This is a genomic window from Herbiconiux sp. VKM Ac-1786 (assembly GCF_015350805.1).
In the GTDB taxonomy this organism is placed as follows: domain Bacteria; phylum Actinomycetota; class Actinomycetes; order Actinomycetales; family Microbacteriaceae; genus Herbiconiux.
On sequence record NZ_JADKSG010000002.1, the window covers coordinates 1,401,706 to 1,414,039 of the forward strand.

Annotated in this window: 17 protein-coding genes; 5 read left to right on the forward strand and 12 right to left on the reverse strand. The window is 73.5% G+C overall.

Annotated features, from left to right (window positions below; translation table 11 throughout):
* Positions 1-26: 26 nt before the first annotated feature.
* Positions 27-1,583 carry a deoxyguanosinetriphosphate triphosphohydrolase family protein gene (locus tag ITJ64_RS17655; protein ID WP_194681974.1) on the reverse strand — a complete coding sequence of 519 codons (1,557 nt, stop codon included), beginning with the start codon at positions 1,581-1,583 and terminating at the stop codon, positions 27-29.
* 155 nt (positions 1,584-1,738) lie between these two features.
* On the opposite strand from ITJ64_RS17655, the gene ITJ64_RS17660 reads away from it, so the two are divergent.
* The 4 genes from ITJ64_RS17660 (at position 1,739) to ITJ64_RS17675 (ending at position 4,948) form a co-directional block, all read left to right on the forward strand.
* Positions 1,739-2,584 carry a DUF4397 domain-containing protein gene (locus tag ITJ64_RS17660; RefSeq protein ID WP_194681975.1) on the forward strand — a complete coding sequence of 282 codons (846 nt, stop codon included), beginning with the start codon at positions 1,739-1,741 and terminating at the stop codon, positions 2,582-2,584.
* 23 nt (positions 2,585-2,607) lie between these two features.
* Positions 2,608-3,300 carry a class F sortase gene (locus ITJ64_RS17665; RefSeq protein ID WP_194681976.1) on the forward strand — a complete coding sequence of 231 codons (693 nt, stop codon included), beginning with the start codon at positions 2,608-2,610 and terminating at the stop codon, positions 3,298-3,300.
* Between the two features lie 129 nt (positions 3,301-3,429).
* Positions 3,430-4,128, forward strand: coding sequence for an RNA polymerase sigma factor (locus ITJ64_RS19040; RefSeq protein ID WP_370545252.1), 699 nt, complete (start codon positions 3,430-3,432; stop codon positions 4,126-4,128).
* Complete coding sequence (locus ITJ64_RS17675; RefSeq protein WP_194681978.1) at positions 4,109-4,948, forward strand: anti-sigma factor; 840 nt, start codon at positions 4,109-4,111, stop codon at positions 4,946-4,948. Before ITJ64_RS19040 ends, ITJ64_RS17675 begins: the two co-directional genes overlap by 20 nt.
* Before the next feature lie 27 nt (positions 4,949-4,975).
* Here the strand turns inward: ITJ64_RS17675 and ITJ64_RS17680 are convergent, their stop codons facing one another.
* From ITJ64_RS17680 to ITJ64_RS17690, 3 genes are read right to left on the reverse strand one after another with little or no spacing between them, the layout of a single operon-like run.
* Entirely contained in the window at positions 4,976-5,698 is a 723-nt protein-coding gene (locus ITJ64_RS17680) for a hypothetical protein (protein ID WP_194681979.1), read from the reverse strand.
* A 55-nt stretch (positions 5,699-5,753) separates the two neighbouring features.
* Complete coding sequence (locus ITJ64_RS17685; protein WP_194681980.1) at positions 5,754-6,071, reverse strand: hypothetical protein; 318 nt, start codon at positions 6,069-6,071, stop codon at positions 5,754-5,756.
* 10 nt (positions 6,072-6,081) lie between these two features.
* Positions 6,082-7,188 carry an NAD(P)/FAD-dependent oxidoreductase gene (locus ITJ64_RS17690; RefSeq protein WP_194681981.1) on the reverse strand — a complete coding sequence of 369 codons (1,107 nt, stop codon included), beginning with the start codon at positions 7,186-7,188 and terminating at the stop codon, positions 6,082-6,084.
* A 54-nt stretch (positions 7,189-7,242) separates the two neighbouring features.
* Here ITJ64_RS17690 and ITJ64_RS17695 point away from each other — a divergent pair, with 54 nt between their 5' ends.
* Positions 7,243-7,617, forward strand: coding sequence for a DUF3140 domain-containing protein (locus tag ITJ64_RS17695; protein ID WP_194681982.1), 375 nt, complete (start codon positions 7,243-7,245; stop codon positions 7,615-7,617).
* Positions 7,618-7,686: 69 nt separating this feature from the next.
* On the opposite strand, the gene ITJ64_RS17700 is transcribed toward ITJ64_RS17695, so the two are convergent.
* The 8 genes from ITJ64_RS17700 to ITJ64_RS17735 all read right to left on the reverse strand — a co-directional run bounded on the left by ITJ64_RS17700 (position 7,687) and on the right by ITJ64_RS17735 (position 12,265).
* Positions 7,687-7,860, reverse strand: a complete 174-nt coding sequence (locus ITJ64_RS17700) for a CsbD family protein (RefSeq protein ID WP_173184127.1) — start codon at positions 7,858-7,860, stop codon at positions 7,687-7,689.
* Between the two features lie 234 nt (positions 7,861-8,094).
* Positions 8,095-8,700 carry a hypothetical protein gene (locus tag ITJ64_RS17705; protein WP_194681983.1) on the reverse strand — a complete coding sequence of 202 codons (606 nt, stop codon included), beginning with the start codon at positions 8,698-8,700 and terminating at the stop codon, positions 8,095-8,097.
* Positions 8,697-9,275: a DUF6286 domain-containing protein gene (locus ITJ64_RS17710; RefSeq protein ID WP_194681984.1), complete on the reverse strand. Its 579-nt coding sequence runs from the start codon at positions 9,273-9,275 to the stop codon at positions 8,697-8,699. Before ITJ64_RS17710 ends, ITJ64_RS17705 begins: the two co-directional genes overlap by 4 nt.
* Entirely contained in the window at positions 9,272-9,691 is a 420-nt protein-coding gene (locus ITJ64_RS17715; protein WP_194681985.1) for a hypothetical protein, read from the reverse strand. Before ITJ64_RS17715 ends, ITJ64_RS17710 begins: the two co-directional genes overlap by 4 nt.
* Positions 9,688-9,879 carry a DUF2273 domain-containing protein gene (locus tag ITJ64_RS17720; protein WP_194681986.1) on the reverse strand — a complete coding sequence of 64 codons (192 nt, stop codon included), beginning with the start codon at positions 9,877-9,879 and terminating at the stop codon, positions 9,688-9,690. Before ITJ64_RS17720 ends, ITJ64_RS17715 begins: the two co-directional genes overlap by 4 nt.
* A complete protein-coding gene (locus ITJ64_RS17725) occupies positions 9,876-10,313 on the reverse strand; it encodes an Asp23/Gls24 family envelope stress response protein (protein ID WP_194681987.1) in 438 nt (145 codons plus the stop codon). The genes ITJ64_RS17720 and ITJ64_RS17725 overlap by 4 nt, the downstream gene beginning before the upstream one ends.
* Positions 10,314-10,517: 204 nt before the next feature.
* Positions 10,518-11,384 (reverse strand): metal-dependent hydrolase, encoded by an 867-nt coding sequence (locus ITJ64_RS17730; protein ID WP_194681988.1) that lies wholly within the window; start codon positions 11,382-11,384, stop codon positions 10,518-10,520.
* Between the two features lie 23 nt (positions 11,385-11,407).
* A complete protein-coding gene (locus tag ITJ64_RS17735) occupies positions 11,408-12,265 on the reverse strand; it encodes a 3-hydroxyacyl-CoA dehydrogenase (protein ID WP_194681989.1) in 858 nt (285 codons plus the stop codon).
* Positions 12,266-12,334 lie beyond the last annotated feature (69 nt).

Genomic DNA, 12,334 nt, shown 5'->3' on the forward strand with positions numbered 1-12,334 from the left:
GGAGACGAACGGTGAACGGGCCACCGTCAGCTGCCGAAGGCCCAGGGTTCGCGGTCGCCGCGGAGGCGCGAGGCGAGGGCGGTCGCCTGCTCGTCGGTGAGCGAGGCGACGTAGTCCAGGATGCCGCGGGCCCGGCCGAAGCGTGCCAGCGCGACCGGGTCGGTGGTCGGGCGGCCGGAGCCCGGGGCGTCGGCGTCCTCGGGCAGCCACTCGGGCGCATCCGCCCGCAGCCGGAAGTACCCGTCGGTGGCGAGCTCGACGAAGTCGAGCAGCTTCTGCGGCGCCCGGGCGCCGTCGCGCGGGTCGTCGAGCCAGGAGTCGAGCTCGGTGACGAGGGTGTCGAGCACCCGCGCCTGGCCGCGCTGGTAGGTGGCGAAGTCGGGGCGGTCGATCACGAAGCGGGTGTGCACGAACTTCAGCACGGTCACGTCGTGCCAGGCGTCGGGCAGCAGCGACACGTGGCCCGAGCGCACGTTCGGGTCGGCGAGCACGAGCACCGAGCGCTGCAGGCGGCCGATCCACGACGACACGAACGACTCGATCGCCCGCTCGGTCTGGCTCGAGCCGTCGAAGGGCACGGCGAGCAGGCCCTCCACGAGCTCGGTCGCGACCCGCTGCACCGAGGCGCGGAAGATCTCGTCGCTGGCGATCCACGGGTCGCGGGAGACGATCCGACGGCGCAGCAGCTCGAGGGAGTGCCCGGGCATCCGGTTCCACAGCTCCTCGGCGTCGAGCGCGGCGAGCGCCGTCTGCTCGCGCAGGAAGGTGCGGAACTCGACCGCGACGGCCGCCTGCTGCAGCACGCCCGCGCGGTAGAAGTCGTCGAGGTCGTGCAGGGAGTAGGCGATGTCGTCGGCGACGTCCATCACCGAGCACTCGACGGTCTGCTGCCAGGGGGCGATCGCGTCGAAGCCGCGGCGCGCGTCGAGCAGGTCGGCGAGGTCGAGGCTGTAGGCCGAGAACTTCGGCGGGGCGGTCTCCCAGCGGCTGGCGGTGGAGCCGCGGGGCAGGCGGGTGGGGTCGTCGGAGTCGATCTCGGGGCGGCAGAGGGTGCGGCCCCACGGGTACTTCAGCACGGCGGCGCGGGAGGCCGCGGTGAGGTTCAGGCCCTCCTCCACGGTCTCGCAGACGTCGAGCACCGAGAGGATGCGGAACGACTGCGCGTTGCCCTCGAAGCCCTCGGCGAGCCCCAGGCGGTCGCGGGCGAGCCGGTCGAGCACCTGCTCGCCGAGGTGCCCGAACGGCGGGTGGCCGAGGTCGTGGGCGCTGGCGGCGGCCTGCACCACGACCGGGTCGCAGCCGCCGAGCCGGTCGACGAGCTCCCGCTGGGCGGCATCCGTCGTCGTCAGCTGCATCGCGATGGCGCGGGCGACCGCGGTGACCTTGATCGAGTGGGTGAGCCGGTTGTGCACGACCTGGCCGACGCCCGACGGCGAGATCACCTGGGTCACGGCCGAGAGCCGGGCGAAGTAGGGCGAGAAGCGGATGCGCTCGAGATCGACCCGGTACTCGGGGAACTCCTCGCCCGTGGCGAAGCGGTCGACGGGTTCGGCGATGCGTCGCCGGCGGCGGTTCTCGTCCATCCGCCCAGCCTATTGCGAGGCCCGGAGCGGACCGCGCGCGTGCCGTCCCGAAAAAAATCGTCGGCGGGTGCATCCGAATCGCATCGACCGCGGGAAGAGCCTTCCGTAAGCAGTTTTCTCTCGGCCCCTCCCCGGGGCTCGACCAGGAGGTACTCATGCACAAGAAGAAGATCCCCGCCGCCATCGCCGCCGGCGCTCTCATCGCCCTCGGCGGATCGGTCGCCGGCGCGCTGCCGGCCTCGGCCGCCGACGGAGACGCGAAGCTCTCGGTGCTGCACGCGGTTCCCGGCCTCACCGTCGACGTCTACGTCAACAACGCGCTGACCCTCGACGACTTCACCCCGGGCAGCCTCGCCGGCCCGCTCGACCTGCCGGCCGGCACCTACTCGGTGGCCATCGCGGCGGCGGATGCGGCCGACGCCTCCGCCCCCGCCATCGGCCCGATCGACCTGCAGCTGGCCGCCGGCGGCAACTACACCGCCGTCGCGCACCTCACCCCGGCCGGCGAGCCGACGGCGACGCTGTACACCAACGACACCTCCACCCTCGCCGCGGGCGAGGGCCGGCTGACCGTGCGCCACGACGCCGCGGCCCCCGCGGTCGACGTGCTCGCAGGCGGCGCCGCCGTGGTGAGCAACCTGTCGAACCCCGACGAGAAGGTGCTGAACCTCCCCGCCGGCACCGTCTCGGCCTCGGTCGCGGCGACCGGCACCACCACCCCGGTGATCGGCCCGGCCGACGTGAACGCCGCCGAAGGCGTCAACACGATCGTCTACGCCTGGGGCAGCCTGGAGGACGGCAACCTCGCCCTCGCGGTGCAGACCATCGACGGACTGCACTCCAACCCGAGCGGCGTGCCCGCCGGATCGGCCGGTCTCGTGGCCACCAACCGCCCGGCCGACCCGACCGGTCTGGTGATCGGCGCCTCCGCCCTGCTGGTGCTCGCCGCCGGCGCGGGAGTGGCCCTGCGCCGTCGCAGCGTCGCGAAGGCCGCGCGCTGACCCGGTCGCGCACCCGACGGGCCGTGGCGCGGGCGGGTGCACCCCTCGCCCTCGCCGCGGCCCTCGTCGCCGGGGTGGTGACCGGATGCTCTGCACCGGCGTCCACAGCCGTCACCGCCCCGGCGACCTCCTCCCTCGATTCGGCGGCGGCGCCCACGCCGACGCCGACCCCCACGCCCGCCGCTGGCGCTGCCTCTGCCACTGCCCTTCCGGCCGTGCCCGAGGTGCCGCGGACCGACGCCGGACTGCCCGCCTCGACCCCTGCCGTACCCGAGCCGGCGCGGGTCGAGGTGCCGGCGCTCGGCATCGACGTGTCGGTGCTGCCCGAGGGCATCGACGACGCCGGAGCCCTGGCCCTGCCCGAGGACCCGGGGCTGGCGTCGTGGTACCGCTTCGGTCCTTCGCCCTTCGCGGCTGCCGGCTCGGCGGTGATCGCGGCGCACGTCGACTCGCTGCAGTACGGCCTCGGCGACTTCGCGTCGCTCGCCGGAGCCGCGCCCGGCACCGAGGTCGTCGTGAGCTCGGCCGACGGCTCCACCGCCCGGTTCGCGGTGGTCTCGGTCGAGACCGCCGACAAGACCGGCGTGCCCTGGGCCACCGTGTTCGACCGCACCGGGGATCCCCGGCTGACCCTGATCACCTGCGGAGGCGAGTTCGACTACAGCACCGGTCACTACCTCAGCAACGTCATCGTCACGGCGGCACCGGTCACGTGAGGCGGGGGCGACAGTATGCTCGGACACACGACGGCCCTCGCGCCCACCGTGCCTCCACCGCACGGGCGGCCCCCGGCCGCACCCGAGCGGCGCGACGAGGCGCCGCGACGACGAAGGCGATCCTCTGACGTGAGCGAGCAGCACCCCGACGGCCGGGCACCCGCCCGGCTCTCCGTGGTGCCTTCCGGTGGGGCGGTGCCTTCGGGTGGGGCGGTGCCTTCGGGTGGGGCGGTGCCCGCGGGAGCCGACGCGCATCCGGAGCCGCTCGACGAGGACGCCCGGCTCGCGGGCCGCTTCGCCGCGGGCGAGGAGGACGCCCTGGCCGAGGTCTACACCCGCTGGTCGCGGCTCGTCTTCACGCTGGCGCTGCGCTCGCTCGGCGACCACAGCGAGGCTGAGGACGTCGCCCAGAAGGTGTTCGTCGCCGCCTGGCGCGGGCGCTCGGGTTTCGAGGCCGGCCGATCCGGGCTCGCCGCCTGGCTCGTGGGCATCACCCGGCACTGCATCGCCGACGCGCACGAGGCCCGATCGCGGCGACTGCGCACCGAGGAGGCCCTCGTCGGCGGCGCCGTGCTCACCGCGATCGTGCGGGAGCGCGACGACGAGACGGCGGCGGTCGCCGAACGGCTGATGATCGCCGAGGAGCTCGAGCGGCTCGAACCCGTGCCCCAGCGGGTGATGAGACTTGCCTTCTTCGACGACCTCACGCACACGCAGATCGCCGATACCCTCGGTCTGCCGCTCGGAACGGTGAAGAGCCACATCCGTCGTTCTCTCGTTCGGCTACGAACACGTTTGGAGGTGAGTGATGAGCCATATCGATCCTGACACGCTGGCGCTCGTGGCGATGTCCGAGCTGGAGCCGACCCCGGCCGAGCGCCGGCACCTGGCCACGTGCGACGCGTGCGCCTCCGAGCTCGCCTCACTCGCCCGCACCGCCTCGGTGGGCCGCGCCTCGGCGGGCGTCTCGTCGGTGGCGCCGTCGCCCGAGCTGTGGCAGCGCATCCGGGCCGAGCTCGGGCTCGACGGCGGGGCCGAGGAGAACGACACCGTCTCCTCCGCCCCGGTCGTGCGGGCGGGCGCTCCCCTCGTCGCTGCACCGGCGGCCGAGTCGTCGCTGCCGGCCGAGCTGCGGGAGCCCGTGGAGCTGCGCGAGCCGGTCGAGCTGCACGCCGAGCGCGGGCGGCGGCGGGGTGGGCGGCGCTGGCTGCCCGTGATCGCCGCGGCCGCCATCGTGGGCCTCGTCGGCGGGCTCGGCATCGGCGCCTGGATCGGGACGACCTCGACCCCCTCGGGCTCCGTCGTCGCCCGGGCGGTGCTCGACCCGTTCCCCGCGTGGCCGGATGCGCGCGGCAGCGCCGTGGTCGAGGAGCTGCCCGACGGCAGCCGCGAGGTCGTCGTCGACGTCGACGCGGCGGTCGCGCCGGAGTCGGGTGCGGATCCTCTCCGCGAGGTCTGGCTGATCGCCGGAGACGCCTCGGGACTCGTCAGCATCGGCTTCCTCGACGGCACCTCAGGCCGCTTCGCGGTGCCGGCCGGCCTCGACCTCGGGGTCTACTCGCAGGTCGACGTCTCGGCCGAGCCCGACAACGGCGACCCGGCCCACTCGGGCGACTCGATCGTGCGCGGGCCCCTCCGCCAGGGCTGACGCGGGCTTCCACCGAGGGCCGGTCGGTCAGGCCGGGTTGATCAGGTCGGCGTGGCTCATCAGGCTGTCGTCCGCGTCGACGGGGAACGCCTCCACGACGTCGAGCGCGAGCACGGCGTCGATCAGCGCCCGGCTGCCCGCGACGATCGTGGAGTCCCAGTCGATCTCCGACGCCAGCACCCAGGCGTGATCCGCCGGCCAGATCAGCTGCGGCATCGGCCCTTCGAACGGCGGGGTCCACCCGATCCCGGCGGCCCACGGCCACTCCGGATCGGCCAGCTCGGCGAGCCGCCCCCCGAGCAGCCCGTAGGCCCGCCCCGGCAGCTCGAACCGGGGACCCGGGAGCGTGACACCGTGCCCCCAGCCCTCCCACACGGCGAGCGTGACGGCATCCGATGTCGTGGCCGCGGCGAGCGCCGGCACCAGCGCGGCGAGCAGCCGGGGGTCGAGCCGGCCGGTCGGCGGCGCGCTCACCCGCCGCCCGTCGACCTCGACGTCACCGCGCAGCTCGTCGACCCCCGCGACCCGGTGCCACTGAGCGAGCGGATGCACGACCCGCCCCGTGCGCGCGGCGACCTCCGCCCAGCCCCACGGCCCGAGCGCGCCCCCGGCGCCGTCGTCGACCTCCACCGGATGCAGCACCCGCGCGTACGCCTCGAACCCCCGACCGGCGACGCCGCCGACGCTCCCCCAGCCGCCGAGCCGCGGCGCGATCCACGCCCCGGGGTCACCACTCAGGACGGGCTGCACGCCTTCATCCTCGCGCGCCGCGCCCGAGGGTGTCGAGCCCGTGGGTGTCAACGCCTCAGGCGCCGTCGCCTGCGACCGCGTCGTCGCCGCCACTCGGGCTGCGCGTGCCCGCCTGGCGGCCGGCCGCGTCGGCGCCCGGGGCCACGACCTGCTCCTTGCCGTCGGCGGCCAGCTCCTCGGCGATCTGCTGCGCCGAGCGGGGCTCGGTGAGCTCGCCCGCGTCCTGGTCGTGGATGCTGTAGCCGCGCTCCGCGGGCAGCTCCGGCGACCCGCCCTGGCCGACGCCGGGGGCGATCCCCGCGCGGCTCAGCTCCTCGGTGGAGGGCAGCTCGTCGGTGTTTCGCTCGTCGGTGTTCTGCTCGTCGGTGTCCATGCCGAGCAACCTACGCCGATGCGGGCCGCCCGCCACCGGTCGCGAGGCGCCGGCCGAGCTCCCGCCCGAGTGCGTCGCCCGACGCCCACGCGGTCGACACCGAGGAGCGCTCGCCCCACGCGTCGCCGCACACCCCCACCGGCCCGAACAGCCCGAACGGCTCCTCGTGCTGGCGCGAGGGGTTCGCGAACGTCCACCGGTGCACCACGGCCGACACCGGTGCGACCTCCAGCTCGAGCAACGCGGCCACGGCCTCGACGACGGCATCGGCGACGGTCTCCGGATGCTCGAGATGCTCCCGCGCGAGATCCCCCGTCGTGTGTGCCACGAGCACCGGCGCCCCGTCGCCCTGCCGGTCGCCGTCGTCGGCGACGAACGCCAGCACGGGCGACCCGTCGACGAAGGCTCCGTGGAGATCCGACGGCCAGCGCCGCTCGTCATAGCTCAGCACCACGGACAGCGTCGGCTCCCACTCCTCCGCCGCCGTCAGGGCGGCGCGTGCGGGCGACCCCGGCGCGAGCATCCGCCCCGCCTGCGGATCGGGCATGGCGAGCACGACGGCCACGAACGCCGCCCCGTCGACCACGACCCCGCGCCCGACCGCCCCGGCAGCAGCGGCCGCCTCCACCGCCTCGGCCGCCTCCGGCACCTTCACCGCCTCGACCGCGTGCGACTGCTCGATCACGACGCCGTCGGCCTCGACCGCGCCCGCCAGGTCGGCCGCGAGCGAGCGCAGCCCGGCGGTGGCCGCGTAGCGCATCGGCCCGGTCTTCCGCTCCCGGCCGGTCACGGCGCCCGAGTCGTCGACGGTGAGCGCCGAGAACGTGTCGGTCCACTCGCGTACGAGCCCCCGGCGGCGCCACGACGTCACGAGCGCCTCGAACGGCGACCCCTCGGGCACGGTGAAGTAGCGGGCACCGATGTCGGCCGGCCGGCCCTCGACCCGCTTCGTGGCGAGGCGCCCCCCGGGAACGCGCCCGCGGTCGACGACCCGCACCGGCACGCCCGCCTCGTGCAGCGCCCGGGCGCAGGCGAGCCCCGAGATGCCGGCTCCGACCACGAGCACCTCCCGCGCGTCGGGGTTCGAGGTGGACGCGTTGTCGGGTGCGGTGCTCATCCCCCCATCCTGGCCCGGGGATGCCGGATGCGCGCGACGGAGGGAGAGTGGAGCATGGCTGAGAACGACGAGACCGAACGCGACGACGTGCGGAAGGAGTTCGACGAGGCGGTCACGATGACCGCGGGCGAGCTCGAGGACTGGCTGGACACCGACGAGTCGACGTCGGTGGGCCAGAAGGACGGGGGCCAGGGGAAGGACGGCGGCGGCGAGTCCGTCGGCCACCACTCCGGCCGCCGCATCGTCGAGATCCTGCACACGAAGAAGGCCGACCTCACCGACGACGACGTCGCCCACATGAAGAAGGTGGTCGGTTACGTGCACCGCCACCTCGCGCAGCGCCCCGACGGCGACGTGACCGACACCCCGTGGCGCTGGTCGCTGATGAACTGGGGCCACGACCCCCTCAAGAAGAACCGCAAGAAATAGGAGAAGAACGCGCAGACGCACGAACGCGCCGCCCCTCCGGAGAGGGACGGCGCGTTCGCAGGGGGACGACTAGTTCTTGAAGGCGTCCTTGACGTTCTCGCCGGCCTGCTTGACGTCGGACTTGGTCTGGTCGGCCTTGCCCTCGGCGACGAGCTCGTCGTTGTTGGTGACCTTGCCGACGGCCTCCTTGGCCTTTCCGGCCAGGTCCTCGGCGGCGTTCTTGATCTTGTCTGCTGCACTCATGATGGGTTCTCCTTCGTTTCGTGATGTGGGGCCCGGCGGATGCCGGACCCGGTGGGGGTGTGGCTAACGGCGGGTCAGCTTCTTGGCCGCGTGCTTCGCGGCTTCGGCCCTGGTGCCCGCGATGTAGGCGGTGATGCCCACGGCGATGACGATGATCCAGTGGATCGGCTTCGACATGTCTGTTCCTTCCTGCCTCGTGAGGCGCCTGCCGGAGACCGGCGGGGTCGAGTGCGGCTACTGCAGCCGCGTCGAGCCGCTGACCCGGGCCCGGAAGCCCCCGCTGATCTGCACGAGAGCGGGAAGCTCCCGGCCGAGCAGCTGGTCGAGCGCCCGGAGGTTCGACTCCACGATCGCCGAGGCGTCGGCGGGCGACACCCCGCGCCGGCAGGTCACGGAGACCTTGAGCGTGGGGGTGCGCTTGACCCGGTAGGTCGTCACGTGCGAGGCGACGAACTCGGGACGGGCGGACAGGGCATCCTGGATCGCCTCTTCGGCGACCTTGGACGAGATCACGGTCTGCCCGTGCTCGCCCACGGACTCGTCGACGACGGTGCCGGTGCGGCCGCGACCCTGCCGCAGCGCGAACGCCACGAGCAGCACGACGGCGAGCACGATGACGACCAGCACGGCCGGCATGATCCAGCTGACGCCGGTGCCGCCGAGCGGGGTGGCCTGAAGCCAGCTGGCGACCTGGTCGCGGATCGGGTCGGCCGAGGCCTTCCAGCCGTCGCGCACCGAGGGCAGCAGCACGGCGGTGGCCGCAGCGGAGCCCACGGCGACGAGCAGCAGCCCGACGACGAGGAGCAGGAGGCGGTTCAGGCCCCGATTGGTGCTGTTCATGCTCCGACCTTCCCGTTCTCGCGCACACGCACGCGGCTGGAGACCTTCTGGCGCAGGCCGTAGCCGGCCAGCTCCCGGTCGACGGCCTCCGTGACGTCGGCCCGGTCGACCGGGACACCCGAGGTGGGCACCAGGTCGACGACGGCGACGCGCTTGGAGACCGAGACCGTGGTGTGGTCGGGGTCGACGTCGGCGGCCAGCGAGGCGTGCCGGGCGAGAGCCGACGCCACCACCTCGTTGTCGACGACGGTCGCCGCGCGCTCGGTCTCGAGCACGTGCCGCGGCCGACGACCGGGGGCGAGCCCCAGCACGATCAGCACGAGGCCGAGCACGACGGCCACCGCACCGGCGGCCACCACGATGCCGGCGGGCGCCTCCGGCAGGTTCACTGCGGAGGCGAACATGTCGGCGGGCGCCACCAGCAGGGCCGGGAGGCCGAGCAGCGCGATCACGATCTCGGTGCCGACCCAGGCGAGGGCGAGGACGAGCAGCACCGCGACGACGATGGCCGCCGTCGAGCGAGGCGAGTGCAGCTCACGCCGCGTGACGCGGCGACGCACGGATGCGGTGCTCATGCGACCCTCTCCTCGGTTCGGATGTCGATGCCCGTGACCTTGACGGTCACGGTGGCGATGGTGGACCCGGTCAGCTGCTGGACGCGGGTGCGGATGGTCTCCTGCGCCGCGGCCACCCGGTCGAGGATCGGGCCCCCTGACCGGATGACCGACGACGGTTCGCGCTCGATCCTCGACAGCGACACGACCCGGACGGGCGTGGCCACCGTGAGGGCGAGAAGACCCCGGCTGTCGGCCAGGTCGACGCTCACCTTCGACGCGGAGACCCCGAGGGCCTCCGCCGTCACCGCGGCGACGACCCTGTTCAGGGCCTTCGACGCGATGCGGTTGCGTCCGCGGCGGACGGTGCCGGCCGTCGCGGGGAGGGACGCCGCCGAGCCGGCCGGCGCGGCCGGACGTTCAGCGGTGATCGTCATGACGAGGTGCGCTTTCCGCGGAACGCGTCGACGACGCGCGAGACGTCGAGGTCACCCGAGACGACCCGGCCGACCGCCGCCCCGATCGCCATGGCGATCGCGACGAAGAAGAAGGCCCAGAAGCCGACGATGACCCAGGTCAGGGCGAGCACCGCCCCGACGAGGATGCCGGTACGGGTCGCGGTCACAGGACTCGCGCCTCGGCTGCGTCGTCGTCGGCGTCGTCGGAGGGCAGGTGCACGTCGTTGACGGTCACGTTGACCTCGGTGACCTCGAGCCCGACGATCGACTCGACGGCCTGGATGATGTTCTGGCGCACGCCGTCGGCCACGTCCTGCAGGGGCGCGGGGTACTCGGCGACGATGGTCACGTCGACCGCGACCTGCTTCTCGCCGACCTCGACGCTGATGCCCTGACCGAGGTCGGTGCTCGAGATCGCGTCGCGGATGGCGCCGAAGGCACGAGCGGCGCCGCCACCGAGGGCGTGCACGCCGCGCGACTCGCGAGCGGCGATGCCGGCGACCTTCGACACGACGTTGTCGTTGATGACGGTCTTGCCGTGACCGGTGTCGGTCGAGGTGGCGGTGGTGGCGGGGATTCCGGCCGGCGTGGTGGTGGCCATGTTCTGCTCCTTGTCGTGGGGCCCCGGGTGGGCCTGTTCGCTTCACAACTAAGACGGGTCGAGCTCGCAGATCGTCACGCGGGTTCCGGAAAAGTTTCCGGGGCGTGCGGCCGGGCGGCCGAGCGTCCTGCAGCCGGCGGGTACGACCGACTGCACCCGACAGCTTGGCACAGAAGAATTCAGTACGGCTAGTAGTTAGACCATCTAGCCGTTTTGCGCGGTGATCATTCGCATAGCGGCTCCGTCGTCGTCGAGACCGAGCGTCACCGTGAGGGTGCCGAGCTCGCCGAGATGCGCGGCATGGGTGCCTCCGCAGGCGATCGAGGCGTGGCCGTCGGGCAGTTCGCACTCCCAGAACCGGCGGGTCGAGAGCGAGCGGTCGTCACGACGGATGCGCACCGCCGCGTCGCCCGTCAGCCACCCGGCCAGCGTGCCGTTCACCGCCGCCGCGACGGCCTCGAGCTCCGCGGCGAGCCGCGCCGAGTCGAAGCCGCGCTTGCGGAGCGACTTGCCCAGCCGGTACTCGTCGACCGAGCCGTGCGGGCGGATGCGCGAGGACGCGATCGCCGTCTGGTCGAAGTCGGGGCTGCCGAGCGCGTCGGCCGCGACCTCCTTGCTCCAGAACCCGGCGAGCGCCCGGTTCAGCGCCAGCGAGGCGAGGTGGCAGGAGGTGTGGCCGAGCGAGAGGGCGCGGCGGTGATCCTCGTCGACCTCGGCGGCGACGGTGTCGCCCTCGGCGATCGGGGCGTCGGCGTCGACGAGGTGCGCGACCACGAACGCCCAGCCCTCGGTGCCGAGCCGCACGGGCAGCCTCTCCCCCAGGTGCAGCTCGGTTCCGTCGCTCGCGGCGATGCGGCAGTCGAGCACCGGCACGGGGCCCGACTCCGTGACGAGCACGCCGAGGTCGGGGCCCTGGTCGGGCCAGGTGGGGTCGAGCGGATGGAACGGGGTCGCGTCGAGCAGGACGGCGGCACGGCCATCCGCGAGCAGTTCACGGTGCAGCACCGTGCCCGTGCCGCGGGTCTGCCCGTCGGGGTAGCCGATCTGGGTGTCGAGGGAGGGAAGAGCCATACCCGAATCGTAGGCGCCGGGCGTCAGCGGTAGCGGTAGAACCCCTCACCCGACTCGACGCCGAGCTTGCCCTGGTCGAGGTAGTGCTCCTTGAGGTACGCGGCCCACGCCTGCGAGCCCGCGTCGGGTCGCGCCGAGGCGATCGCGTAGGCGGTGCGGAGGCCCACCACGTCGAAGATCTGGAACGGCCCGAGCGGCGCCCCCGTGCCGATCCGCCAGGTGGCGTCGACCGTCTCGGGCTCGGCCACGCCCTTCAGCACGAGCTCGGCGCCGGCGTTCAGCAGCGGCACGAGCAGCGAGTTGAGCACGTAGCCCGGCTGCTCCTTGTGCAGCTGGATGGGGACCATGCCGATCTCCACCGCGAACGCGACGACGCGCTGGTAGACCGCCGGGTCGGTCTGCGGCGTGCCCATGATCTCGGCGGTGTTCTGGCGCCAGATGTGGTTGGCGAAGTGCAGCGCCAGGAAGCGGTCGGGCCGGCCGGTGGCGTCGGCGATCGCGCTCGGCAGGAGCGTCGAGGAGTTGGTCGCGAACACCGTCGACTCCGGCGCCGCAGCGGCGATCTGCGCGTACACCGAGCGCTTCAGCTCGACGTTCTCGGGCACGGCCTCGATCACGAGCCCGGCCTGCGAGACGGCCTCGGCGAGGTCGGTCGAGAAGCGGATGCGCGTCAGCGCCTCCTCGGCCCCCGCCCGCTTCTCCCGGCCGCTGTCGGCCACGTACTGGTCGACGATGGCATCAAGGCGCCGCCTGGCCGCCTGGATCGCGTCGTCGCTCACGTCGTAGCTGACGACGGGGATGCCGTGGCTGGCGGTCTGGAACGCGATCTGCGCGCCGAGCACGCCGGCACCGAGCACGGTGACCGATTCGAAGACGGGCATGGTGCGGCCTTTCTGTCTGGATGCGGTCACCGTAGCGTGATGGTGGAGCGACCGCGAGGAATCCCCGGG